Below are 24,414 nucleotides of genomic sequence, written 5' to 3' on the forward strand. Positions count from 1 at the left end.
TGAGGATGGAGTCCTTGCCGCCGGAGAAGAGGATCACCGGCCGCTCGAACTCGCCCGCCACCTCGCGGAAGATGTGCACCGCCTCCGACTCGAGGGCGTCGAGGTGGGAGAGGGCGTACGGGCCGGCCGTACCCTCCCGCACCGCTGCGACGGTCGTCGTCATGCCAGTCCCCTTTCGGTGAGCAGGGCGTGGACCGCCGCGGCGGACTCCTGGACGGTCTGGTCCTGCGACTCGATGCGCAGGTCGGGCGCGACGGGCTCCTCGTACGGGTCGTCGACCCCGGTGAGCCCGGTCAGCTCACCCGCGGCCTGCTTGGCGTACAGGCCCTTCACATCGCGCACCGAGCACACCTCGACCGGGGTGGCCACGTGCACCTCCACGTACGCCGTGCCGTTCGCCTCGTGCCGCTTGCGGACCGCGTCCCGGCTGTCCGCGTAGGGGGCGATCACCGGGACCAACGCCGTGACGCCGTTGCGGGCGAGCAGTTCGGCGACGAAGCCGATGCGCTGCACGTTGGTGTGCCGGTCCTCGCGGCTGAAGCCGAGGCCCGCCGAGAGGAACTCGCGGATCTCGTCGCCGTCGAGGAGCTCGACGCGCCGGCCCTGCTCGCGGAGCCGGCCGGCCAGTTCGTGGGCGATGGTGGTCTTGCCGGCGCTGGGCAGACCCGTGAGCCAGACGGTGGCTCCGGTCGTCACAGGGTTCTCCTGAATCTCAGTGGTCGTCGTCATGTCAGCCGTGCAGTCCGCACTCGGTCTTGGAGCGGCCCGCCCAGCGACCGGCGCGGGCGTCCTCGCCCTCCAGCACACGGCGGGTGCAGGGCGCGCAGCCCACGGAGGCATAGCCGTCCATCAGCAGCGGGTTGGTGAGGACACCGTGCTCGTCGACGTACGCTTGCACATCTTCCTGTGACCACTTCGCGATGGGAGAGACCTTCACCTTCCGCCGCTTCTCGTCCCAGCCGACCACCGGCGTGTTGGCGCGGGTCTCGGACTCGTCGCGGCGCAGGCCGGTCGCCCAGGCCTGGTAGCCCTTCAGCCCCTCTTCCAGCGGCCTCACCTTGCGCAGCGCGCAGCACAGGTCGGGGTCGCGGTCGTGCAGCCTCGGCCCGTACTCGGCGTCCTGCTCGGCGACCGTCTGCCGGGGGGTGAGCGTGATGACGTTGACGTCCATCACGGCCTCCACCGCGTCCCGGGTGCCGATGGTCTCCGGGAAGTGGTAGCCGGTGTCGAGGAACACCACGTCCACGCCGGGCAGGGCGCGGGAGGCGAGGTGGGCGACGACCGCGTCCTCCATCGAGGAGGTCACGCAGAAGCGGCCGCCGAAGGTGTCGGCCGCCCACTGGAGGATCTCCAGCGCGGAGGCGTCCTCCAGCTCGCGGCCCGCCCGCTCGGCGAGTGCCTTGAGTTCCTCGGTCGTACGCTCTTCCTGAACCGCCGTCATATCGGTTCCCCTCCCGTGGAGTCGGGCTGAAGACCCCGGGCGAGGAGCCCGAGGAACTTCAACTGGAATGCGCGGTTGCACGCCCCGCATTCCCAGGCGCCGTGACCTTCCTCGTGTGGACGCAGGTCCTCGTCACCGCAGTAGGGGCAGTAGAAGGGCGCGGCACGCTCCGTCACGACAGGGCCTCCTCGGAGGCACGGGCCGCCCAGGTGGCGAAGCGCTCGCCGTCCTCGCGCTCGGCCTGGTAGCGCGTCAGCACGCGCTCCACGTAGTCCGGCAGCTCCTCCGCCGTGACCTTCAGGCCGCGCACCTTGCGGCCGAAGCCGGGTTCCAGGCCGAGGGCGCCGCCGAGGTGCACCTGGTAGCCCTCGACCTGCTCGCCCTCGGCGTTCAGGACCAGCTGGCCCTTGAGACCGATGTCCGCGGTCTGGATGCGGGCGCAGGCGTTCGGGCAGCCGTTGAGGTTGATGGTGAGGGGCTCGTCGAACTCCGGGAGGCGGCGCTCCAGTTCGTCGATCAGCGAGGCGCCGCGCGCCTTGGTCTCGACGATGGCCAGCTTGCAGAACTCGATGCCGGTGCAGGCCATGGTGCCGCGCCGGAAGGTGGAGGGCCGGGCGGTGAGGTCCAGCGCCTCCAGGGACTCGACCAGCGAGTCGACCTTTCCCTCCTCGACGTCGAGGACGATCATCTTCTGCTCGACCGTGGTGCGCACCCGGCCCGAGCCGTGCGCCTCCGCCAGGTCGGCGACCTTGGTCAGGATCGTGCCGTCGACGCGGCCGACGCGCGGGGCGAAGCCGACGTAGTAGCGGCCGTCCTTCTGCCGGTGCACGCCGATGTGGTCGCGCCAGCGGCTGGTCGGATCGGCGGGCGCCGGCCCGTCGGTCAGCTTCCGCTTCAGGTACTCGTCCTCCAGCACCTGGCGGAACTTCTCCGGGCCCCAGTCGGCGACCAGGAACTTCAGGCGGGCGCGGTTGCGCAGCCGCCGGTAGCCGTAGTCGCGGAAGATCGAGATGACGCCCTCGTAGACGTCGGGGACCTCGTCGATCGGCACCCAGGCGCCGAGGCGCACGCCCAGCTTGGGGTTGGTGGACAGGCCGCCGCCGACCCACAGGTCGAAGCCCGGCCCGTGCTCGGGGTGCTCGACGCCGACGAACGCCACGTCGTTGATCTCGTGCACCACGTCCAGCACCGGCGACCCGGAGATCGCGGTCTTGAACTTCCGCGGCAGGTTCGAGTACGCCGGGTTGTTCAGGACGCGGCGCTTCATCTCCTCCAGCGCCGGCGTGCCGTCGATGATCTCGTCCTCGGCGATGCCCGCGACCGGGGAGCCGATCATCACGCGGGGCGTGTCGCCGCAGGCGGTGACCGTGGACAGGCCGACGCCCTCCAGGCGGTTCCAGATCTCGGGCACGTCCTCGATCCGGATCCAGTGGTACTGGACGTTCTGCCGGTCGGTGATGTCGGCCGTGCCGCGCGCGAACTCCTGGGAGATCTCGCCGATGACCCGCAGCTGCGCGGTGGTCAGCGCGCCGCCGTCGATGCGGACACGCAGCATGAAGTAGCTGTCGTCCAGCTCCTCCGGCTCCAGGACGGCCGTCTTTCCGCCGTCGATGCCCTGCTTGCGCTGGGTGTACAGCCCCCACCAGCGCATCCGGCCGCGCAGGTCGCCGGGGTCGATCGAGTCGAAACCCCGCTTGGAGTAGATCGTCTCAATACGTGTCCGTACGTTGAGACCGTCGTCGTCCTTCTTGGTCTGCTCGTTTCCGTTGAGCGGGGTGAAGTGACCCATAGCCCACTGACCCTCGCCACGGTGACGGCTCACCTTGCGGCGGGGGGTCGCGGCAGCAGGATTCGGCGGCGTGGCGGCCATGGTTTGACACGTCCTTCGACAGGCGGAAAGCGGCTCTGACCTGCGCGCGCGGCGCATGGCATACGTGAGGCGTACGTGCGCTTCGTCGCGCGGGAATCAGGCGAATGCGGGGAATCCGGAGGTGCTGGAGGGTGCTCTCAGCGGACCGGACAGATGGCGCTGGACATGCGGCCGAGGTCGACGTGCCGCCGACTCACCAAGGCAATTCCAGTTCCAGGCATGACGGAAGCCTGGCACGGCGATCTGGACACAGTCCAGCTTCGTCCAAAATACGGACACCCGTGTCTCGTGGGGCGAGACGCGGGTGTTGTGGATCACAGCTCGGCCCCCGTCCGGAGGCCGCGGAGGGGCGGCCGGTCAGGCGGGGAACGCTCCGGGCCAGGGGCCCGGAGCGGCCACCTCCGCCTCCTCCTCGACCTTGGTGTCGAACAGGCGGAAGCCGCGGCGCTGGTAGTTGGCCATCGCGAACTCGCCGTCCTTGCTGCACGTGTGCAGCCACACCCGCTTGGTCGTGGCCAGCCCCGGCCACCGGTCCGCCAGGTCCCAGGCGCGGGCGGCGCCGTACGAGAGCAGGTGGCCGCCGATGCGCCGGCCCCGGAAGGCCGGGATCAGGCCGAAGTACTCGATCTCCACGACCCCGTCGTCCCCCGGCGTCAGCTCCACGTACCCGGCGGGCGTGCCGTGGTCGTAGGCGACCCAGGTCTCCACGCCGGCCCGCTCCAGGTGCTCCCGCCACCGCGCGTAGCTCCAGCCCAGCCGGTCCGTCCAGCGGATGTCGCCGCCGACCGAGGCGTACAGGAAGCGGCTGAACTCGGGGGAGGGCACCTCGGCGCGGACGATCCGGACGTCCCCCTCCGGTGCGGCGGCCGGCAGCAGGTCGGTCGGCGCCGTCTGCTCCAGGGACCAGGTGGTCACGGCGATGTTGGTCATGCCGGTCAGGGAATCATCCGGTCCGCGGATCTGTCGATCCCCGCCCGCGCGCACCCCCGACGGGCGCTTGCCCGTCAGTCGAGCGCGTCCTCGATCGAGGTCAGCGGCAGCGCGAACAGCATGCGGCCCGACTGGGACCAGACCTCACCGGTCTGCGCCCAGTACGACAGGGAGCCCGCCTGTCCGCTCCAGCACCGCTGCGAGCGGTCCGCCCCGCACTCCGTGGCCCGGGCGTCCTCCGCGTCCTGGCGCCACAGGGTCCCGCGCCCGTCGTCTCCGCCGGCGGCGCGTCCCAGGTACCAGTCGGACCGTGCCGCGCCGGCCGGACGGTGGGAGAGCACGCCTCCGACCTCGGCCGCCCCCGTCTCGTACGCCTCCACCGCGTCGACGTGACCGGAGGAGTCGGCGGCCGGCAGTCCGGTGCGGGCCGGGTCCGTGCCGAACGCGTAGCGCCACAGCCGGGTGGGGCGGTCGTCGTCCGCGGGCACTCGCTCGCTCGCCACCAGGCTGTCGGGGACCGTGCCGCGGTCCAGGGAGATCGCACCGGGGCGGGCGGCGCCGTCGGCGTCGGAGAGCCGGTACGAGGCGACGGCGGGCAGTACGTAGGGGTGGCCGTCCGCCGCCCAGCCCCCGGGTACCCGCCCGACGGCGTCCGCGTCGGTGGTGGCGCGCTGGACCCGGTCCACGTCGTACACGTACAGCGCGTCGCGGTCCCCGGAACCGGTGGTGACCAGCAGCTTGTCCTGGTACCAGACCATGCCGGAGACGGGGGAGGCGAGCCCCCGGTAGTCGTGGCCGCCGTCGACCGGGACGGCGAGGAGCGCCGAGGTGTAGCTCAGGCGGTCGGGGTCGTCGGCGTCGACGAAGGAGACCCGGGCGAGGCCGCCCTCGGGCGTCCCGTCGTCGCGGGTCCAGGCGGACAGGATGACGCGGTGGGCGCCCCAGCGTCCGTCCTCGTCGGCGTCCCCGGAGGTGGTGACCGCGCCGGGCCGCCAGCCCTCGGTGTCGCCCTCCTCCCAGCAGTAGGCGCGGGTGGCCGCGGGGGAGATCGGCAGGGCTTCGCGTTCCTCGGCCGCGCAGTCGGCGGCGTCGCGCAGCGTGTGGTCGGCGGAGCCGAGGAGGGCGTCGACGCCCACCGGTTCGCCCATCGCGGTGGAGAGCCGGTCGAGCCAGGGCCGCGGCACGCGGTGCTCCGTCAGCCGCAGCGGGTCGGTCTCGGCGGCGGAGGTCAGGGGTGCGAGAGCGCCGGGGTCGTCGGCGACCGTGGCCTGCGAGGCGCTGATCAGCGTGGCGGCCCCCGTCAACGCGAGGGCGGCACCGGTCAGGGCCGCGCGCAGCGCCCTGCCCCGCCTGCGTCGGCGGTGTCTGCCGCGCTGCTTCATAGAACCTCCACGGGCACCGAACCAACTGGGCTCGACGGTGGCCACGTTGACCGAGGAGCGGATGGGGCGGTCCGTAGAGGATGCTACGACAGACGGAGGGGTTCGCGGACGCGGACGATGCAAATATGCGAAAACGTGCCGTCTTTCCGGCCATCCCGGACGGCCCGGGGTGCGCGTGGGCGGCTCGGGCGGAGCGGGTCGCGCCCCTGAAGGGGCCCGTTCAGGGCGCCGGCAGCGACGCCCTGCGTTCCGCCACCGCCGGTGCGGCCGAGTGGGGGAGCAGGTCGCGCGGGTCGTCCGGGAGGAGCACCTCGATCTCCGCTTCCTCGCAGAAACGATACGGCCGGTGTTCCAGGTAGGCCCCGAGGTACCTCCGCACCCGCGACATCTCGGCCCGTACCGTCACCGTGCGGGCCGGGTCGCCGAACATGTCCTCGGCCAGCCCCGACGCGCTGCGGCCGGCGCGGTGGACGGCCAGCAGGTACAGCAACTCGGCGTGCCGGGGACTCAGTTCCCGGACCCACGCCTCCGCGCCGCCCAGCACCCGGACCGACCAGCGGCGCGGCTGCCCGAGGTCCAGCACGATCCGGACGGAGCCCTGCGGCACCGGCTCATCGGCCGCCCGCACCAGCCAGCCGTCGCCCAGCGGCTCCACGGTGCACGCCCCGAGCGCCGGCAGCCACCTCGGCCCCGCCGCCGGGGACTTGGGCAGCGTCACCCGGTCCAGGTACGGCATCCCCGTCACCGCCGCCGTCCAGCCGTCGCGGTCCGTCACCAGTGCCCGCCCGTCGAGCCGGGCCAGCACCGGCGCGGCCACCGCACGCAGCCGCTCCAGCGTCAGCATGTGCAGCTCGCGCAGCCGGGCCTCGGCGAGCTTGGCCACCGAGTCGACCCAGGCGAGCGTCGCCGGGTGCATCGTCTCCAGCGGCCCGCTCACGTCGACCACGCCGAGCAGCCGGCCACTGCGCGGATCGGTGATGGGCGCCCCGGCGCAGGTCCAGGTCGCCTGGGACCGGACGAAGTGCTCGGAGGCGAAGACCTGTACGGGCCGCCGGGTGACCGCCGGCGTGCCCACGCCGTTGGTGCCGACCACCTCCTCCCGCCAGTCCGCCCCGAGTTCGAATCCGAGACCGTCGGCCTTGCGCAGCACCGGCGCGCTGCCCTCCCGCCACAGCACCCGGCCCTCGTCGTCAGCGACCACCATGATGTGGTGCGCGACGTCCGCGACCGACAGCAGGCCCTCCCGCAGCACCGGCAGCACGTGCCGCAGCGCCGAGGCCTCCCGCCGTCGCTGTACCTCCTCGGGGGCCAGCAGCCCGGAGCGGAAGTCGTGCTCGGGATCGACACCGCTGCGCAGCATCCGCTCCCAGGACTGCTCGATCACCGGACGCGGCGCCACCGGAGCCCGTCCGCCCGAGAGTTTCGCGGAACGGACCTCGTTGAGCATCCGCGCCGCACGCGCCGTGTCGACGGCGGCGAACTGCGTCACGTCCATCGGCGAGAGCGCCACTGGTCCCGTCCTCCCGAAAGCCGGATGTTCGGATACTCGAATGTTCGGATACTCGGATGTTCGTCTGATACTGGCCGCTTGCCCGTGACACGAGGACACAGTCCGCACACAGTCGGCAGCAAGTTGCAACCCCCTGCAACCCTGGTGGACCGCCGTACCGGTGTCCAAACTTGAACCACGTCGCCCCGAGCGGCGTACGCGGCCTGAACGGGCCGGTGTGGCGGGGGTGGTGCCGTGTCGGCGCGGCACCACCCCCGCGCCACCCGGTGCGATCAGGCCACCGCCGGTGGCCGGGCCCGCTCCACCACCGACGCCAGGTCCAGCGTGGGCGGCAGTGTGCCGAAGGCCGCGCCCCCGTCACCGCCCAGCCGTCCGGCGCAGAACGCGTCGGCGACCTCCGGCGGCGCGTACCGGACCAGCAGCGAGCCCTGGAGCACCAGCGCCAGCCGCTCCGCCAGCCGCCGGGCCCGCCCCTCGGCGGCCCCCAGATCGGCCAGCTCGGTCAGCAGGCCCCTGATCGCCGCGTCCAGCCGGTGATCGGCGCCGCGCGCCAGACCCACTTCCGTCAGATACGCGTCCAGCGCCAGCGGCTCCCGGCCGAGCGCCCGCAGGACGTCCAGCGCCTGCACGTTGCCGGCGCCCTCCCAGATCGAGTTCAGCGGTGACTCGCGCACCAGGCGGGGCATCCCGGACTCCTCCACGTACCCGTTGCCGCCCAGGCACTCGGCGGCCTCCACCGCCACCGGCGCGCACCGCTTGGTCACCCAGTACTTGGCCACCGGCACCGCGATCCGCAGCAGCGCCCGCTCCCGCTCGTCGCCGCCCTCGGCGGCGTCGTAGGCCGCCGCCAGCCGCACCGCGAGCGTGGTGGCCGCCTCCGACTCGATCGCGAGGTCCGCGAGGACGTTGCGCATCAGCGGCTGGTCGACCAGCTTCGCGCCGAACGCCTCCCGGTAGGCGCTGTGGTGCACCGCCTGCGCGACGGCCTGCCGCATCAGGCCCGCCGAACCCAGCACGCAGTCGAGCCGGGTCGCCGCCACCATGTCGATGACGGTGCGCACCCCGCGCCCCTCCTCGCCGACCCGGCGCGCCCAGGTCCCGGCGAACTCCACCTCGGCGGAGGCGTTGGAACGGTTGCCCAGCTTGTCCTTGAGCCGCTGGATCAGGAACACGTTGCGGGTGCCGTCCGCCAGCACCCGCGGCACCAGGAAGCAGGTCAGCCCTCCCCCGTTGCCTTCGGCACGGGCGGTACCCCCAGGGGCCTGCGCCAGCACCAGGAACCCGTCCGACATCGGCGCCGAGCAGAACCACTTGTGCCCGGTCAGCTCGTACGTGCCGTCCTCGGCCAGCGGCCGCGCCGAGGTGGTGTTCGCCCGTACGTCGCTGCCGCCCTGCTTCTCCGTCATGCCCATCCCGAACAGGGCCCCGGCCTTCAGGTGGGCGGGCCGCAGCTCCCGGTCGTACACGCGGGAGGCCAGCCGCGGCTCCCACTCCGCGGCGAGCGCCGGGTCGGCTCGCAGGGCCGGAACCGCCGCGTGGGTCATCGACAGCGGGCAGCAGTTCCCGGCCTCGACCTGGGTCCACATGAGGAACGCGGCGGCACGCCGCACATGCCCGCCCGGCCGGGACCAGGCGTCGGTCAGGCCCGCCGAGACGCCCTTGCCCAGCAGCCGGTGCCAGGCCGGGTGGAAGCCGACCTCGTCGACGCGGTGCCCGTAGCGGTCGTGGGTGCGCAGGACCGGCGGGTTCTCGTTGGCCTGCGCGCCCCACTCCTGGGTCTGGACCGATCCGCAGCTGCGGCCGAGACCCGACAGCTCCTCCAGCGCCTCCTCGTGCAGCCCGGGTGCCAGATGCCGCTCGACCGCGGCCGTCAGGGCCCGGTCGGCGGTGAAGACGTCGTAGCCGACCAGCGGCGGCGCCTGATTCGTCACGGTGTGGGTACTGCCTGCCATGAACGTGAACCTACCGTGCCGCGGACCCGCACGGAGCCGTCACCGGCAGGAGGGCGTCCGCGGATGAGCGCGACCCCCCGCGACGGATACCTTTAGGTCGTGCAGCCAGCAAGTGAATCCCCCGAACGGCCCTCCGGCCGGCTCCATCGCGCCCGGGTCCTGTACCGGAACGTCTCCAAACGCAGGACCGCCTGGCTGCTCCTCAAGGACACGGTCAACTCGTGCATGGAGTACCGCATCCTCGGTCTGGCCGCCGAGGCCGCGTTCTTCACGCTGCTCTCGGTGCCGCCCCTGCTGCTGAGCCTCCTCGGCCTGCTCGGCTACGTCGACTCCTGGATCGGCGCCGACACCACCGAGAGCCTGCGCACCAGCATCCTGGACGCGTCCCGCGCGGTGCTCTCCGAGAAGGGCGTCGAGCAGATCACCGAGCCGATCCTGGACGACGTGATGAAGGGCGGCCGGCCCGACGTCATCTCCCTCGGATTCCTGTTCGCCCTGTGGTCGGGCTCCCGCGCGGTGAACGTCTTCATCGACACCATCACCGTGATGTACGGCCTCGACGGCGTCCGGGGGATCGTCAAGACCCGTCTGATGGCCTTCCTGCTGTTCCTCGTGGCCCTGCTGATCGGGTCGATCGCGCTGCCGCTGATGGTGGCCGGTCCGGACGCCGTGGTGCGGATCGTGCCCTGGTCGACGACGGTCGTCCAGGTGCTCTACTGGCCGGTCGTCATCGTCCTGTCCATCGCGTTCCTGACCACGCTGTACCACGTCTCCGTGCCCGTACGGTCCCCGTGGATCGAGGACGTGCCCGGCGCGCTGGTCGCCCTCGCCATGTGGGTGCTCGGCAGCTTCCTGCTGCGCATCTACCTCACCAGCACCGTCGAGGGCCCCACCATCTACGGCTCGCTCGCCGCGCCCGTCGCCGTGCTGCTGTGGATCGGCGTGTCCGCGTTCGCCGTGCTCGTCGGAGCCGCGGTCAACGCGGCCATCGACCGGGTCTGGCCGGCCGCCGCCACCGCGGCCGCCCGCGAGGCCAACGAGCGGCTGCGCCAGGCGCAGGTCGTCGAGTACGTGGCCCGCACCACCGCGAACGGCGAGGCGGACCCCGACATGCCCTCCGAGTTCCCGGAACGCTGGTCCCGCTTCCTGCCCCCGGAGGACGTCACGTCCCGCCTGCGCACCCACGTGAAGAACACGCCCCCCGTGAACCACAAGAAGCCCGAGGAGAAACCCGAGGCCTCGTGACCGACCGGCCTCGTGACCGACCGGCCGCCTGGTGACCGACCGGCCTGGTGACCGGACTGCTTTCCTAAGGCCGGCCGGACGGATCCGGGGCCCAGGTGCCCGCCGCCGCGCCCTCACGTACGAAGTCCCCGAAGTCCCTCGGCGCACGGCCCAGCACCTGCCGGACACCGTCCGACAGATGGGCGTTGCGGCCGTCGAGCAGGGCACCGAACAGCTCCACGAGGAACGTGACCTCCCCCTCGGGCACTCCGAACCCGGCCAGGTTCTCGCCGTACTCGCGCGGTGAGACGGCCCGATACGTCAGCGCGTGCCCCGTCTCCTTCGCGATCTCGGCGACCGCCTCACCGAAGGTCAGCAGCCGCGGCCCCGAGACCTCCAGCACCCGCCCGGCGTACCGGTCGCCTGAGGTCAGCGCCGCCACCACCACGTCCGCGACGTCCCGCAGGTCCACGAACGGCTCCCGGGCCCCGTCACCGGCCGGGAACATCAACTCCCCGCGCTGCCGCAGCTCCGCCACCAGCGGGCCCTCGCTGAAGTTCTGCGCGAACCAGGCGGCCCGCACGACCGTCCAGTGCGCGCCCGCTTCCGCCAGCGCCTCCTCGGTGGGCCGGGCCTGCTCCTCGCCCCGCGCCGACAGCAGCACCAGCCGCCGTACGCCGAGCCCGGCCGCCTCCCGCGCCAGCGCCCCGACCGTCCCGGCGGCGTCCGGGGCACCGACATCGGTCGGGTAGGCCAGGTAGGCCGCGTCGGCGCCGCGCAGGACGTCCGCCCAGGTCGACCGGTCCCACCAGTCGAAGCCGGTCGCCCGGGACGCCGCCCGCACGGTCAGCCCGGCCGCCCGCGCCGCCTCGGCCACCCGCCGCCCGGTGCGACCGGTCGCTCCCGTCACGACGACCGTCATGCCCGCTTCCGTGTCCACGCCTGTCATGTCTGTCATGTCTGTCATGGCTTCAGTCAACCGCCGGGCGCCGCACGTTCCCATAGCCGAACGGCTCGTTCCCATACGCGTGCGTCTACGCTGTGACGCCATGGACGCACTCGCCGGTCTGCTGGAGGGCCCCCGCGCGCGCGGCGCGTTCATGATCCGCGCCTGTTTCGACCCGCCGTGGGCCGTGCGCATCGAGGACCGGGCGCCGCTGACGGTGATGCTGATGGTCCGCGGCGACGCCTGGATCGTCCCGGACACGGGCGAGCGGCTGCGGCTGCGGGCCGGCGACCTCGCGATCGCGCGCGGCCCCGACCCGTACACCTGCGCCGACGACCCCGGCACCCCGCCGCAGGCGGTGATCCTTCCGGGCGGTGAGTGCGGCTACCCAGACGGACGCCCCCTCAACGGCTCGATGGACCTCGGCGTCCGCACCTGGGGCGACCGCCCCGACGGCGGCGCGGTGCTGCTGATCGGCACCTACCTGGTCCGGAGCGAGATCGGCGGCCGGCTGCTGGACGCCCTGCCGCCGCTGCTGTCCCTCACCTCCGACCAGTGGGACTGCCCGCTGACACCCCTGCTGACGACGGAGGTCACGCGGGACGAACCCGGTCAGGAGGTCGTCCTGGACCGGCTCCTCGACCTGCTGGTCATCGCCGCTCTACGGGCCTGGTTCGCCGGTCCGCGGGCCCGGCCGCCCGCCTGGTACCGGGCGCTGGGGGACCCGGTCGTCGGCCGGGCGCTGCGGCTCATCCAGGACGATCCGGCGCACCCCTGGACGGTCGCCTCGCTCGCCGCCGAGGCCGGGGTCTCCCGCGCCGCGCTCGCCCGGCGCTTCACCGACCTGGTGGGCGAGCCCCCGATGGGGTACCTCACCGGCTGGCGCCTCGCCCTCGCCGCCGACCGGCTGCGCGACACCGAGGACACGCTCGGCGCCATCGCCCGGCAGGTCGGCTACGGCAGCGCGTTCGCCCTGTCCACGGCCTTCAAGCGGGTGTACGGCGTCAGTCCGCAGGAGCACCGGGCACCGGCGTAGCCTGGCAGGCGTGTACGCGGAACGGGCGTCCCGGCTGACCGGCGCGGTGGTGTGGAACAGCACGCCGACCGCGCCCGGCGCCCCGGGGCGCGTGCTGCCCGACGGCTGCATGGACCTGCTCTGGTACGACGGCCGGCTGCTCGTCGCGGGCCCCGACACCCGCGCCCACGTCACCGAGGGCGCCCCGGGCCCCTGGGCGGGCGTCCGCTTCTACCCCGGCACCGCGCCCGCCCTCCTCGGCGTCCCCGCCCACGAACTGCGCGACCGGCGTGTCGAACTCGCCGACCTCTGGCCGGCCGCCCGGGTGCGGCGCCTGACCGCGCGGGTGAACGCGGCCCCCGACCCGGCGAGCGGCCTGGAGGAGGCGGCGCTGTCCCGGGCGGCCGAGGCCGAGCCCGCCGACCCGATGCTGCGCCGGATCGTGACCGCCCTCGACGCCGGCCGCCCGGTGGCCGACACCGCCGACGAACTCGGTATCGGAGCCCGTCGGTTGCACCGCCGCTCACTGGCCGCCTTCGGCTACGGTCCCAAGACGCTGGCCCGCGTACTGCGGTTGCAGCGCGCCCTCGCCCTGGCCCGCGCGGGCACGCCCCTCGCCGAGACGGCCGTCCGGTCCGGTTACGCGGACCAGGCCCATCTGACGCGGGACGTGCGGCAGTTGTCGGGCGTGTCACCCGGTGAACTACTCGGCCGGCGTGGATAGCGGCGCGAACAGGTCGACGCCGTGGCCGTCCGGGTCGTTCACGACGGCGTAGCGCTGCCCCCACACGGCGTCCCAGGGCTTGAGTTCGCCGTGGCATCCGGCTCCGGTCAGCTCCTCGTAGAGCGCGTCGACCTCGGCCGGCGTGTCGCACAGCAGGGCGAGCGAATGCCGTCCGCCGCCTGCGGGCGGCTGCCACCCGGGCATGAAGGAGCGGACGGACTCCTCGGTGTCGAGCAGCAGCCGGATCCCGCCCGGCAGTTCGGCCTCGGCGTGCGGCTGGTCCCCGGCGCCCTCGGGGAACGCGAAACCGAGCCGGCGGTAGAAGGTCACGGACGCGGCCATGTCGGAGACGACGAGGCCGACGGCGTTGAATCGTGCGGTCATGGGGCCACCGTAGGCAGGGTCCGGCAGCCCGGTCTTGAAAGAATCGGACACACGGGATACGGGCCCGGAGGGGAGCCGAGAGGGCCCTTGCCTCAGAAGCCCCTCAAGTCACTTGAACCGCACAGGCCACGGCAACGACCATGGCTCCATGTTCGGACGCGGCAGACAACCGGAACTCAACGTACTCGTCCTGCGCGACGCGGACGTCATCGCCCACGGCGTCCGTCAGGCGCTCGCCGAGGCGACGCCCGAGCAGCGGCCCGGGCTGGAGCACGCCGCCGCCCTGGTCGAGCGGGCCGCCGCCGCCTCCGACGCCGAGTTGCGCGCCCGCTGGGTCCACGAGCGCTTCGCCATGGCGGGTTACCAGGGCCCCGCGGACTCCGTGCAGGCCGTCAAGGTCCTCCGCGAGGCGGCGCCCGGCCTCAGCCTGCTCTCGGCCGTCCAGCTGACGAAGGACGCCGCGGCGCACCGCCCCTGACCCGAAGGCCCCGCCGTCCATGTCTCCCTCACGGCGGACCGGATGTCACCGGTCCCCGAGGCGTGTCCACCGTGCGGCACAGGCCCGTCGGACCGGCGGTGAGCGGCAGCGCCGTGCCGAGCGCGGACAGCGGCGGACGGATCCCGGCGGGGTCGGGGGCGGTCGCGGTGAGGGCCGGCAGGGGAGTGACGGGCAGGCCCGCCGAGGGATGGGGCGTGGCGCCCCGGTCGATGAGGAAGGGCACCAGACCGGAAGGGTGGACGCCGTCGGTCAGGCGCCACTCCAGGAGCGTGCCGTCGGGTCGGCGGCGGCTCACCGGGCGCACCGCGCCGGGGTCGTGACCGCGTGCCCGGGCCGCCGCCACCGCCGCGTCCAGGTCGGGCGGGCGGATCGCCCAGGACACGAAGCGCGGGGCGGTGAGCCGCTCCAGCCACACGGGGCGCGGGCCGTCCGGCGGGGACCGGCGCGGGTCGGGGCCGATGATCTCCAGGTAGCCGGTGCCGCCCAGCCCGACCACGTGGCTCCGGGTGCCGAGGCCGAGATGCGTACCGCCGGGCGCGGGGGCGACACCGGTGCGCCGGGTGTAGTCGGCGACCGTCGCCGCGAGGTCGGGGGTCGCCATTACCAGGTGGTCCAGCAGGGCGGGAAGGGCGTGCGTCGCGACCGAGCGTAGGCGGCCCGACCCGGCTGTGAACACCTCTGTGCGGCAGGATGGCCGCATGATTCGTCCCACGCGCGTCCTGCCGGTGCTGTTGCTGGCCCCGCTGCTGCTCACCGCCTGCGGCTCCGAGAAGGCGGACGCCGGCCCCTCGGCGGGCGTCTCCGCCAGCGTGACGGAGGCCGCCGACCGGGGTGAACTCGACGCCCGTGCCCAGGCGCTGGGCGTGGCGCCCGAGCTGGTCTACGTCACCGAGGCCCCCGGTTTCACCCTGGTCCGGCAGTCCGTCGGCGTCCTCGGCGACGACGGCTTCACCGCCACCTGGGTCTCCCACGAGACCGGTGCCCACCTGCGCCTCTTTGTCGACCGGGGCGCGATCACCGAAGGCGCCTGCCCCGAGCAGCCGGTCGGCGACATGTCCGGTGAGCGCACGATCTGCGAGCGCGACGGCGACGTCTGGTACCGCACCGGTGCCGGTCGCCACGAGTACGCCGTGCCCGAGGAGGGCCACGTCGTGCGCGTCTCCGGCGAGACGGACGCCGTACCGCGCGACGTCCTGCGCGAGGCCGCCCTGGGCGCCCACCGCCCCGACGCCTCCGAGGCCGCCGCCCTCCTGCCCTCCGCCGAACCCGCGCCCGGCACACCGGTGGAGCGCGGCGACCTGCCCTCGTTCGGCGACGGGGCACCCGACAACAACGTGGACGTCGGTGGCTGACCCGGCCCCACCGTCCGTCCCGGCCGTCTAGGGTCGGCGCCATGGCCCCCCGACTGCTCCTCTACACGCGCACCACCGCCTACCGCCACGACTCCATCCCGGCCGCGGTCGACGCCGTGGGAACGCTGGGGGAGTTCGAGGCCGACCACACCGAGGACCCGGCGGTCCTGGAGGGGCCCCTCGACGCCTACGCCGCCGTCGTCTTCCTCTCCACCAGCGGCGAGGTGCTCACCCCGGCCGGGCGCACCCAGCTCGCCGAGTACGTCGAGTCGGGCGGCGGCTTCGTCGGCGTGCACGCGGCGGCCTGCACCGAGGACGACTGGCCGTACTACGGCGAACTGCTCGGCGCCCGCTTCGACCGGCACCCCGCCCACCAGCCGGGCCGGGTCGTCGTCGAGGACCGCGACCATCCGGCGACCCGGAACCTGCCCGCCGTGTGGGAGTGCACGGACGAGTGGTACGACTTCCGCACCAACCCGCGCGGCGCCGTCCACGTCCTCGCCCGCGCCGACGAGTCGTCGTACGATGGCGGCGGCATGGGCGACGACCACCCACTGGTCTGGTGCCGCGACCAGGGCGCGGGCCGCGTCTTCTACACCGCCCTCGGCCACGCCGCCGACGCCTACACCGATCCGCGCTTCCGCGCCCATCTGCGGGGCGGCATCGACTGGGCGGCGCGACGGCGAGCCGGTGACTGACCAGTGCGGCCCGTCAGGGCGCTGCCGCGATCAGCGCGCCGAAGAAGAGGCAGAGAGGCAGCCCGATCAGGGCCCCCGCCATCAACCACCCCACGCGCGGTGTCGAACTCCGCGCGACTCGATGGCAGAAGAGCGCCATCAGCGCGCAGTAGAAGAGCAGCGGCACCACGACAAAGGTCGCACCGGATCCCATGGTGACTTTCCTTCCTTCCTGGGATTGCGGGTGGCCGGGCTGCCCGTGGACAACCCGGCCACCCGACGTTCAGTCGCTAGGGCGTGAAGTTCTCGGTGAACTCCGTGTGCTGGCCCGTCTGCGAGTCACAGTGCGTGACCTTCTTCGGGCGTACGTTCGGGCCGTCGCCGATCAGTGGCACCGGTGCTTCGATGGCCCACGGGTTGCCTCCGCTGCCTCGGCCCATAGCGTCGCACTGACCGTATGCGTGACCGTTGCCCACGGGCAGGTTGCCGAAGTTGCGCCAGTCGCCCAGCTTGATCCGCTGGTTCGACGGACGACCGAGGTTGTCGGTCATCTTGTCATCGATGTAGACGTACAGGTCCGGCATGTAGCTCTGCCACACCAGGCCGTTGTTCGGCACCGCGTCCCGGTTCTCCACCAGGTGGGTCGGCTTGACACTGCCGTCCGCGCAGAAGGCGGCCGCGATGTCCTGCCAGATGGGCGGGGCATTGCCGATCATGCTGCCGAAGGCGTTGTTGTCACCGGAGTTCTTGAAGAACATCGAGTAGATGTCCCCGGCGAAGTCCTGGATGCCCTTGTTGGTTTCCGGGTGAGCCTTGACCTTGTCGACCCATGCCTTCACGTTGTCGTTGACGTGCTGGTAGGCGACCATCGCCCGGTAACCGTGCACACCGCCACCCACGGCACGGAAGTCCACGCACTTCTGGTCGGTGTCCAGGCGCGCCCCGCGGAAGTGCGGGAAGTACGCCTGGCCGGGGGTGTCACCGGTGGTGTACGGGGTCACATACTGGTCGCGGCCGTATTCGAGCGCGTCGTACGTCGTGTAGTTGATGTTCGGCTTCGGGATGCCGTAGTCCGCCTCGATCGCCTTGATGAGATCGGTGACGAAGTGCGGCAGGTGCGCGTTGCCGACGCGGACCTTGTAGCCCGCCGACTCGCTGCCCGGGATGATCTTCCCCGTCGACTCGTCGACGATGTAGCTCACGTCGACATCGCTCTTGATCTTGTAGCTGTTGTCGTCCTGGAACGCCACACTCGCCGGCTGCGAGGTGTCCGGGCGGTGGTTGGCCATCGCCATCCACACCGGGATCGACATGGCGGGCGCCGAACCGTCCGCGCGGACCTTGTTGCCGCCCGCCTTGACCTCCTGGTACCACTTCTCAGCGGCGTCGTAGGTCTTCTGGCCGCTGCACTCGCCCACCGGGGTGGCCGTGGGGCAGCGGGCCCGCCAGGTGATGCCGTAGTGGTCCGCCTCCGGGTTCTGCCAGTACGGACCCGACTTCGCGTGGCCGATGCCCCAGTTGTACAGGGTCGTCATCGTACGCAGCGGAGTCTCCATCTCCGCCGGCATGTTGGAGTTGAGGTCCTGGTTGGGGTCGAAGACCGCCGCGGCCGTCAGGCTCCGCTCGACGTACTTGCCGTTGATCGGCGTGACCGCGACGGCGTCGTAGGCGATGTCCTTGTCGCCCGTGCCGCCCGGCGCGATCGTCGAAAGGGTCACCTTGGGCCTGCCGTTGAACATGAAGGCGCCGATGGAGACCCAGCGGTTCTTGTCGCCCATCTGGTTGACGACCCGAGTACGGACACCGTTGGCGGTGTGGATCTTGTACTGGGCGCGTGTCTCGTGCGCACCGTGATCAGGCAGATGTACCCAGATCTTCGCCGGGCCGTTGACGTCCTTGTTCAGGGTCCAGGAACCGGTGAACTCCAGACGCTTGCCCTTGGCGTCGTCCGAGCGAGAGTGGCCGAAGTAGAAGTGGCCGCCCGCACCCGCGCCGAGCTGGTGCAGATCGACCTTGGAGGGCCAGCGATTGGGCCCACCGATCGTCGGATGCGCGCCGTCGCCGTCACCGAAGTCGATCGAGAAGGTGCCCTCGTTGGTCCAGGACGTGTTCGAGCATCTCTGCGCCGGAACGCCCGACGGCAGATTGTCGATGATCATCGACCCGGCCGGGAGGGTCGAGTTCGGGGAGCAGTTCGGCGGGTACGCGGTGCCGTCCGGCTCCTCGGCCCAGTCGACGGGGAAGCGCGTGAAGTCGTTGCCGCACGAGTAGTCGCAGTCAGTCTTCCACGTGACCGGCATGTGCCACCAGCACTTGAAGTCGCTGCGGGTGCAGGGGCCCAGACCCGCCTCGTTCTGTGCGCCGTCAGAGATCTTGCCGGGGTCGCATTCATTGCCCGCGGCGCAGAAGGTGTTCTCCGGCGGCTTGGCCTTGGCACGGTTCTGCACGGCGGAGCCGTCGACGGACGCGCCGCCCTCGGTGCCGTTCCACCAAGCCGCGCGGAACGCGGGGACCAGCTTGCCGGGCGCCTCGAGGAAGGACGGCGGGTGCGCGGCGAAGCCGATCACCTTCTCCTGGTACGGCCAGTCCTGCGGGTGCGCCGCGTCGGAGGCCTCCTCGTTGCCCGCCGAATCCTCCATGAACGGCGAACGGGCGGCGTCCCACATCGGGTTGGCGGGGTTGTTCGCCCAGCCCACGCCCCACGGGCTGCCGTCACCCTTGTTCGGGTAGAAACCGGCGTTGTACGCCCACAGCGCGAACGACCAGTTCTCGATCTTCGCCGGGTTTCCGTTGTTGATCTGCAGACCGGCCTTCTTGGTCTCGTTCCACTTCGAGACGAGGATCTGCAGGCCCGCCGCGACGTTGGCGGTGTAGTCCAGCGCGACCGCGCGCTGCTTTTCGTAAGGCCAGGCCTCACCACCGTGGCCGTCCTCGCGACCTGCCATCCGCATGTGGTCGGTGACCTGGGTGATGCCGTAGCCGCAGTCGGCCTCCGGCCAGGCGATGTCCCACTCGTTCGAGGAGTCGCCGTCGTAGTAGTCGATGCCGTAGTAGTTGCCGATCAGCGGGCTGCTGCTGACGCCGGGCACCGCGATACGCGATGCCTGCCACATGTTGGACTCCTGCGCGGTGACACCGAGCATCACCTGAGCGGGCACGCTGCCGCCGCCCTCCAGGGCCGGCTTCGGGAAGAGGGTCTGCGGCTGGTACGCCGGCATGCCCAGGCTCTTCCAGTTCGCAGGACGGCTGACGTGCGTGTTCAGATTGCCGCGGATGGCCTGGTTGACCGCCCACTCCACCTGGCGCGGCTTGGGCTGGGTGGCCTGGTTCCGCGGATCGTTGCGCGGCACTGAGCAGACCCGCTCGGACTCGACGATCTCGTTGCGGTCCGCGGACATGGTGCTCATGCCGCCCTCGGCGGACGCACCGCCCTCAGGCGCCGCGAGCGCGGGGCTGCGGTCCAGTCCCTCGGAGAAGGCGGCGCTGGTCCGCTCACCCGGCTCGATGGTGAACTCGGCCCCCTCACCGCTGTCCACGGCCGTCAGCGTGACGTTGACCGGGCGCACGGCATCCGGCTTGTCGGCGCGGATCAGGGCGCCCTGCCCGTCGGTCCACCCGGTCTCGGTCAGCACGGCCTCACCGCGCGTGGAGACCCTGGCGTCCTTCGGTGCCTTGGCCAACTGACGTACGGCGGACGGAAGGTCTTGTCCGGCAACGCGCTTCGCCTTGCCGGTCAGATACACCTTTCCGGCGCCGCGGGTCAGCCCGGTCTCGGTCAGCGGGCCCTCGGCGAACGCGGGCGCCTTGGCCTTGCGGACGTCCGGAGAGGCGATCTGCGCGGCGGTAAGGCGCTTGGCCCGTGCCGACTGCTCGCCGGCGGCCGACTTCGGGGCTCGCCCCTTGCCGGGCTTCGCCTTGGCGGGCTGGTCCCGATCGAGGAAGACCACGCCGCCGTCCGCGTCGGCGGCGATCCGGTGCGGCACCGATTCAGTGTTGAGCAGGGCGGTCTTGCGGCCCTGGCCGTTCACCTTGACGAGCTGTGCCCCCATCGCGCCGACGAGCGAGCCGTCCTTGGTGACGACGGCCGAGGTCAACTGGCCCTTGGTCTCGATGGGCTTGGCGAGCTTGCCCGTCGCCGCATCGAGACGGACGAGACGGGTGGCGTTCTTGGCCTCGTCACCGGCCTGGGTCAGTACGGCGCTCTCGCCGACACCGCAGCCGGGATTGAAGTACGCGAGCGTCGACTGCGTCTTCAGTTTGGTGACCCGACCCGTCTCCAGGTCGACCACCGCGGTGAAGGCGCCGCGTGCCATCAGCTCGGGCTCGTTGGTGAACGTCCGCGGGGCGTACACCACGACGGCGCGCTTGCCGGAGCCGGTCACACACGCGTTGCCGATCCACGAGTCCGCGTCGAAGCCGGGCTCGGACAGCGAGGCCGTGGTCTGCCACTGATAGCCCGTGCTCTCGCGTGCGGTCAGCAGGTGGAAACCCCGTACGTCGCCGGACGTGGTCCACGCGAGGTCACCGGACTTCTTGTAGTCCTTGCCCAAGACGGCCGCACGCTCGGCGGACGGCACGGAGTCCTTCCGCTGCGCTTCTGGCTTCGACTGCACGGACGGCGACTTGCCGACCGTGTCGTCGGCCCAGGCCGAGGCCTGGACCATCCCTCCCAGCACGGCCGTGGCGACGAGCATCACCACGGAGCTCCGTGCTCTCTTGCGGAATCTCAACGATTCTCCTTGTGTTGACTGGCGCCCGTGCCACTGAGCGGGCACGGGTCACCCACCGACGGCGATCTCAGGGATGCGCCACCGGGCTGGGCGGACAGGGGGAGTGCCGTCGCGGGAGGCCGGGTCGGCACGTGTGGCCGGCGACGTGAGGGGGCAGCGAGGGGCTACCGGCGCAGCGCCTCGACCGGCTGCACCCGGCTGGCCCTCCATGCGGGGTAGAGGCCCGCGAGCAGACCGGTGAGCAGCCCGATGCCGGGTGCGGCGGTGGCGACCTGCGGATGGATCACGGGTGTCCAGTCCCTGGCCAGAGCGACACCCACGACGGTGAGGATGCCGAGTGACGCGCCGACCAGGCCGCCGAGCGTGCCGAGCGCGCCCGACTCGGTGAGGAACTGAGCCGTGATGTGCCGTCCGCGGGCACCGAGTGCGCGGCGCAGACCTATCTCACCGGTGCGCTCCAGCACGGCGACCAAAGTGGTGTTGGCGATGCCCAGTGTCCCGATGAACAGGCAGATCGCGGCGAGCAGCAGAAACAGCTGGCTGAGATCACCGCTCACTCCAGCCCGCAGCGACTTGGGGTCGGGCGGCGGCACGGACCTGAAGTGCTCCGGGTGTGCGGCGTCGAGCGCCAGCGGTGCCTCGGCGGCCACCTGCGGGGCGGCACCCAGTTGTGTGGACACGAGCATCTTGGGCGCGCTCTTCGGCACACCCCAGATCTGCTGCGCGGTGGACCGGGGCACCACGACAGAGAGCAGCAGGTCGGCCTGGCGCTCGACGTCGTCCACGATGCCCACCACCGTGAAGGCCTCGTCCCCGATGAACACGGCGGGCGCGGTCTCCAGGGTCGTGATGCCGAGCCGGGCGGCAAGCCCCGCACCGACGACGGCGACCCGCTGCTCGGTGCGGTCATGCCAAGAGTCGTAGAGCCGCCCCTGGGCGAGGGTGGGGTGCGCCGCTTCCAGTACGCCGGAAGAGGCGGCCACCACCTGGATCCTGCCGCTGCCGCGGTCGGGGCCCACGGGTGCCGATCTGACCTGCTCCTCGGGAGCCAGGTCGACGGACCAGTAGACGCCCGCGTCGCGTACGCCGTTGAGCCGCTCGACGCGCTGGTCCGCATCGGCGGGGAAGCCGATGGTGCCCGGGGCGCCCTGCTCGCGGGAGACGTCCTCGACGGTCACCTCGGTGGCGCTGAGGGCGTTGAACCGCTCGTCGATCTGCGAGGAGGCGGTCGCGGTCAAGCCGAGGATGGCGACGAACGTGCCGACTCCGAGCACCGTTCCGAGCGAGGTCAGCGCGGAACGGGCCGGGCGCTGCAGCACGCCGGCGAGGGCCTCGGAGACCAAGTCCCGCACCGCAAGCCGGTGCCGGGTCACGCCGGCGGGCCGGCCGGCCTCGCGCCTGCGGATCCCGGGCAGAGAAAACGGAAGACGTCGCATACGTGCTTTGCTCACCGCAGGAGGTCGAGGGCCGGGGAGTGCGGCCGGTCGGACGCGGGCTCGGGGCTAAGCGGCACCGGGCCGTGCGGCCGGGCGTTCGCCTCGGGGTGCGGCGGGTCTGAGGTCTCGGACAGGGCGCCGTCCCGGATGGTCAGGGTGCGGCGGCCGCGGGCCGCCACCGCTGGATCGTGGGTGATGACGACCACGGTCATACCGCTGCGGTGCACCGCGTCCAGAAGCCCGAGGATGGCCTCAGCGGTCGCGGTGTCGAGGTTGCCGGTCGGCTCGTCGCACAACAGCAGCGACGGTCGGCCCACCAACGCCCGTGCGATGGCCACCCGTTGCCGCTCCCCACCGGAGAGCTGGGTGGGCAGGGAGTGCGAGCGGGGGCCGAGTCCCACCTGTTCGAGGGCGGCGCGGGCGCGTGCCGCCCGCTCCCGGCGCGGAGTGCCGTCGTAGAGGAGGCTGAGCGCCACGTTCTCCAGGGCGCTGCGGTGCGGCATGAGATGGAACGCCTGGAACACGAATCCGATGCGCTGTCCGCGCAGGGCCGTGCGGTCCGCGTCCGGCAGCGAGCCGGTGTCGACACCGTCGAGCAGGTAGCTGCCCGAGGTCGGTGAGTCGAGAAGTCCCACGATGTTCAGGAACGTCGACTTGCCGGCCCCGGAGGGGCCGACCACGGTCACGAACTCGCCGCGCTCGACGCACAGGTCACAGGGAGCGAGGGCCTGCACCGGCGGCGGCCCCGGGTAGGTGAGGCCGGCCTGCCGCAGTTCGATGACCGGGGGTTCGGCTACGGCGGTCACGATCCCGCTCCTGCCGCGTCCGCGGGGCTCGCGCGCACACCGATGAGGACGTTGTCCCCTTCGGCGAGCGCGCCTGCGGTCTGCGGACGCACTTCCACGCAGCCGTCCCCTGTGGACCCGGTGACCACTGCCACCCTGCGCCGGCCGTCCCCCTTCTCGACGACGGTCACCGTCGTCCTGCCGTCTGCTCCCGCCGACACCGCCGAAAGCGGCACGACCAGGCCCGCTGCCTTGGTGGCCGCGGCGTGCACGGTCAGGCGCACGTCCTGCCCGGTGAGGTCCGGCGGCAGCGGCTTGTCCGGACGTACGAGCATCAGGTACCCCTGGGCGCCGACGGCCTGCGCCTTGTCCTCTCCGCTCGCGGCGGTCTGCTCCTGGCCGACGGTGTCCGCGACCGATACGACCTTCGCGGTCGCCGTGCGGCCGGTCACCTCGGACAGGATCCGCACCTGCTGGCCGGACCTGACCAGGCCCTTCTCGTGCTGCTGCAGATAGCCGTGGACGACCAGGGCGCCGGCCGACACCGTGAGGACCGGCCCGGACACCTCATCGCCGACCCGCGCGTGCACCTCGTCCACCCGAGCGGGGAAGCGGGACAGGAAGACGACTTCGGAGGCAGGCAGCATGGGTCCGGTCGTCGCCTGCACCCGGGCCAACTCCTCGCGTGCCTTGGCCAGGTCCTCCTGCGCTCGTTCGATCTGTCGCGCGGAGCCTTCGCCCGCGCCCTTGCCGTCGGAGACCGACGGCTCGTCCGCGTCCTTGTCGTCCACGTCGGTGCCTTCGCCCGTGCCCGCGCCGGGAGTGCCGGAGCCGGCGCCGGACGCCGCGGCCGAGCGGGCATCCTCCAGCGCCCGTTCGGCCTCGGTCACGGCGGACTCGGCGCTGTCCACCGCGCTGTCACCGTCCGCCTGGGCAGGCTGCGGCGTATAACCGATGCTGTCGTAGAACGCGGTGAGCGCGGCCTTCGTCCGCGGCCCGAAGTACCCGCCACGGTCACCGGCCGTGCTGTGCCCGAGCGCGGTCAACGCGTCCTGAAGCTGGGCGATGTCGTCACCCTCGGCCCCGGGCTTCAGGTCCCGGAAGACAGGCAGCTCGCCCTGCAAGGCGAACACCGGGCGGCCGGATACCTCGAGGAGCCGCTGGCCGGCCTCGATCTGCTGGCCGCCTTCGACCGGCAGCTTGGTGACAACGGGCGGGCCTCCGTCGGGGCTGCCCGCCGAGGGGCTGACCTCGACGGTCTGGTCCGCGGTGACCGTGCCGCGGACGGTGACCGAGTCCTCGAGGACCCGGTGCTCGACCGGGGCCGTGAGCACCGTCGGCGGGGGCGCCTCGGAGTCGGCCGCGGCCTGCGCGGGCGACTTGATCAGCTGGGTGGCCGCCATGCCGGCGCCGGAGAGCAGTACCGCTCCCGTGGCGATCCCCACGGCCCACCGGCGCTTTCGGGCCAGCCCCGAAGCACCCGTGTGCACCTCGCCGTCGGACATGGCGGTTCCCTTTCCCCGGACCTTCTCCTGAGCTTCGCCCGGTCCGCTCGTG

At 72.2% G+C, this 24,414-nt stretch carries 23 protein-coding genes and 1 pseudogene; 6 read left to right on the forward strand and 18 right to left on the reverse strand.

Annotated elements, in window-relative coordinates; genetic code table 11:
• The 10 genes and pseudogenes from ACIQ6R_RS33135 to ACIQ6R_RS33180 form a co-directional block, all read right to left on the reverse strand.
• Positions 1-163: pseudogene (locus tag ACIQ6R_RS33135) on the reverse strand (sulfate adenylyltransferase small subunit); the annotation flags it as partial.
• On the reverse strand, positions 160-729 hold the full coding sequence (cysC, locus tag ACIQ6R_RS33140) for an adenylyl-sulfate kinase (protein WP_121749830.1): 570 nt from the start codon (positions 727-729) through the stop codon (positions 160-162). The gene cysC and the pseudogene ACIQ6R_RS33135, both read right to left, overlap by 4 nt.
• A gap of 1 nt (position 730) precedes the next feature.
• Positions 731-1,441 carry a phosphoadenylyl-sulfate reductase gene (locus ACIQ6R_RS33145; protein ID WP_404225434.1) on the reverse strand — a complete coding sequence of 237 codons (711 nt, stop codon included), beginning with the start codon at positions 1,439-1,441 and terminating at the stop codon, positions 731-733.
• Entirely contained in the window at positions 1,438-1,617 is a 180-nt protein-coding gene (locus ACIQ6R_RS33150) for a hypothetical protein (protein ID WP_404172206.1), read from the reverse strand. The genes ACIQ6R_RS33145 and ACIQ6R_RS33150 overlap by 4 nt, the downstream gene beginning before the upstream one ends.
• The gene (sirA, locus tag ACIQ6R_RS33155; RefSeq protein WP_404172203.1) at positions 1,614-3,311 is read right to left on the reverse strand and encodes a sulfite reductase SirA; all 1,698 of its coding nucleotides are present in this window, start codon (positions 3,309-3,311) and stop codon (positions 1,614-1,616) included. The genes ACIQ6R_RS33150 and sirA overlap by 4 nt, the downstream gene beginning before the upstream one ends.
• Positions 3,312-3,448: 137 nt before the next feature.
• Positions 3,449-3,532, reverse strand: coding sequence for a putative leader peptide (locus ACIQ6R_RS33160; protein ID WP_351391960.1), 84 nt, complete (start codon positions 3,530-3,532; stop codon positions 3,449-3,451).
• Between the two features lie 136 nt (positions 3,533-3,668).
• Positions 3,669-4,241, reverse strand: a complete 573-nt coding sequence (locus tag ACIQ6R_RS33165) for a GNAT family N-acetyltransferase (RefSeq protein WP_404172200.1) — start codon at positions 4,239-4,241, stop codon at positions 3,669-3,671.
• Positions 4,242-4,315: 74 nt separating this feature from the next.
• Positions 4,316-5,623, reverse strand: a complete 1,308-nt coding sequence (locus ACIQ6R_RS33170) for a hypothetical protein (protein WP_404225436.1) — start codon at positions 5,621-5,623, stop codon at positions 4,316-4,318.
• A gap of 220 nt (positions 5,624-5,843) precedes the next feature.
• Positions 5,844-7,133, reverse strand: coding sequence for a GAF domain-containing protein (locus ACIQ6R_RS33175; protein ID WP_404225438.1), 1,290 nt, complete (start codon positions 7,131-7,133; stop codon positions 5,844-5,846).
• Between the two features lie 272 nt (positions 7,134-7,405).
• Positions 7,406-9,085, reverse strand: a complete 1,680-nt coding sequence (locus ACIQ6R_RS33180; protein WP_404172192.1) for an acyl-CoA dehydrogenase family protein — start codon at positions 9,083-9,085, stop codon at positions 7,406-7,408.
• Positions 9,086-9,184: 99 nt separating this feature from the next.
• Here ACIQ6R_RS33180 and ACIQ6R_RS33185 point away from each other — a divergent pair, with 99 nt between their 5' ends.
• On the forward strand, positions 9,185-10,330 hold the full coding sequence (locus ACIQ6R_RS33185) for a YihY/virulence factor BrkB family protein (protein WP_404172189.1): 1,146 nt from the start codon (positions 9,185-9,187) through the stop codon (positions 10,328-10,330).
• A 64-nt stretch (positions 10,331-10,394) separates the two neighbouring features.
• Here ACIQ6R_RS33185 and ACIQ6R_RS33190 read toward each other — a convergent pair whose 3' ends face one another.
• Positions 10,395-11,276: an NmrA family transcriptional regulator gene (locus tag ACIQ6R_RS33190; RefSeq protein WP_404225440.1), complete on the reverse strand. Its 882-nt coding sequence runs from the start codon at positions 11,274-11,276 to the stop codon at positions 10,395-10,397.
• An 82-nt stretch (positions 11,277-11,358) separates the two neighbouring features.
• Between ACIQ6R_RS33190 and ACIQ6R_RS33195 the strand changes: the two genes are divergently transcribed.
• Together ACIQ6R_RS33195 and ACIQ6R_RS33200 are read left to right on the forward strand one after the other, a co-directional pair.
• A complete protein-coding gene (locus ACIQ6R_RS33195; protein WP_404225442.1) occupies positions 11,359-12,291 on the forward strand; it encodes an AraC family transcriptional regulator in 933 nt (310 codons plus the stop codon).
• Positions 12,292-12,301: 10 nt separating this feature from the next.
• Positions 12,302-12,994, forward strand: coding sequence for a helix-turn-helix domain-containing protein (locus ACIQ6R_RS33200; RefSeq protein WP_404225444.1), 693 nt, complete (start codon positions 12,302-12,304; stop codon positions 12,992-12,994).
• On the opposite strand, the gene ACIQ6R_RS33205 is transcribed toward ACIQ6R_RS33200, so the two are convergent.
• Positions 12,974-13,378 carry a VOC family protein gene (locus ACIQ6R_RS33205; RefSeq protein WP_404172177.1) on the reverse strand — a complete coding sequence of 135 codons (405 nt, stop codon included), beginning with the start codon at positions 13,376-13,378 and terminating at the stop codon, positions 12,974-12,976. The genes ACIQ6R_RS33200 and ACIQ6R_RS33205 overlap by 21 nt on opposite strands.
• 148 nt (positions 13,379-13,526) lie before the next feature.
• Here ACIQ6R_RS33205 and ACIQ6R_RS33210 point away from each other — a divergent pair, with 148 nt between their 5' ends.
• A complete protein-coding gene (locus ACIQ6R_RS33210) occupies positions 13,527-13,856 on the forward strand; it encodes a hypothetical protein (RefSeq protein ID WP_404172174.1) in 330 nt (109 codons plus the stop codon).
• Positions 13,857-13,884: 28 nt separating this feature from the next.
• Here ACIQ6R_RS33210 and ACIQ6R_RS33215 read toward each other — a convergent pair whose 3' ends face one another.
• On the reverse strand, positions 13,885-14,577 hold the full coding sequence (locus ACIQ6R_RS33215; protein WP_404225446.1) for a VOC family protein: 693 nt from the start codon (positions 14,575-14,577) through the stop codon (positions 13,885-13,887).
• On the opposite strand from ACIQ6R_RS33215, the gene ACIQ6R_RS33220 reads away from it, so the two are divergent.
• Both ACIQ6R_RS33220 and ACIQ6R_RS33225 read left to right on the forward strand, forming a co-directional pair.
• A complete protein-coding gene (locus ACIQ6R_RS33220) occupies positions 14,576-15,229 on the forward strand; it encodes a hypothetical protein (protein WP_404225448.1) in 654 nt (217 codons plus the stop codon). The two genes, ACIQ6R_RS33215 and ACIQ6R_RS33220, sit on opposite strands and share 2 nt — an antisense overlap.
• Before the next feature lie 41 nt (positions 15,230-15,270).
• Positions 15,271-15,927 carry a ThuA domain-containing protein gene (locus ACIQ6R_RS33225; RefSeq protein ID WP_404225450.1) on the forward strand — a complete coding sequence of 219 codons (657 nt, stop codon included), beginning with the start codon at positions 15,271-15,273 and terminating at the stop codon, positions 15,925-15,927.
• Positions 15,928-15,940: 13 nt separating this feature from the next.
• On the opposite strand, the gene ACIQ6R_RS33230 is transcribed toward ACIQ6R_RS33225, so the two are convergent.
• The 5 genes from ACIQ6R_RS33230 to ACIQ6R_RS33250 form a co-directional block, all read right to left on the reverse strand.
• Entirely contained in the window at positions 15,941-16,120 is a 180-nt protein-coding gene (locus ACIQ6R_RS33230) for a hypothetical protein (protein ID WP_404172166.1), read from the reverse strand.
• 76 nt (positions 16,121-16,196) lie between these two features.
• Entirely contained in the window at positions 16,197-20,636 is a 4,440-nt protein-coding gene (locus ACIQ6R_RS33235; RefSeq protein ID WP_404225452.1) for a hypothetical protein, read from the reverse strand.
• A gap of 164 nt (positions 20,637-20,800) precedes the next feature.
• Complete coding sequence (locus ACIQ6R_RS33240; RefSeq protein WP_404225454.1) at positions 20,801-22,072, reverse strand: ABC transporter permease; 1,272 nt, start codon at positions 22,070-22,072, stop codon at positions 20,801-20,803.
• Positions 22,073-22,083: 11 nt separating this feature from the next.
• Positions 22,084-22,878 carry an ABC transporter ATP-binding protein gene (locus ACIQ6R_RS33245; protein WP_404225456.1) on the reverse strand — a complete coding sequence of 265 codons (795 nt, stop codon included), beginning with the start codon at positions 22,876-22,878 and terminating at the stop codon, positions 22,084-22,086.
• Positions 22,875-24,362 carry a peptidoglycan-binding protein gene (locus ACIQ6R_RS33250; protein WP_404225457.1) on the reverse strand — a complete coding sequence of 496 codons (1,488 nt, stop codon included), beginning with the start codon at positions 24,360-24,362 and terminating at the stop codon, positions 22,875-22,877. Before ACIQ6R_RS33250 ends, ACIQ6R_RS33245 begins: the two co-directional genes overlap by 4 nt.
• Positions 24,363-24,414: the final 52 nt, after the last annotated feature.

Source organism: Streptomyces sp. NPDC096048, from assembly GCF_044763415.1.
In the GTDB taxonomy this organism is placed as follows: domain Bacteria; phylum Actinomycetota; class Actinomycetes; order Streptomycetales; family Streptomycetaceae; genus Streptomyces.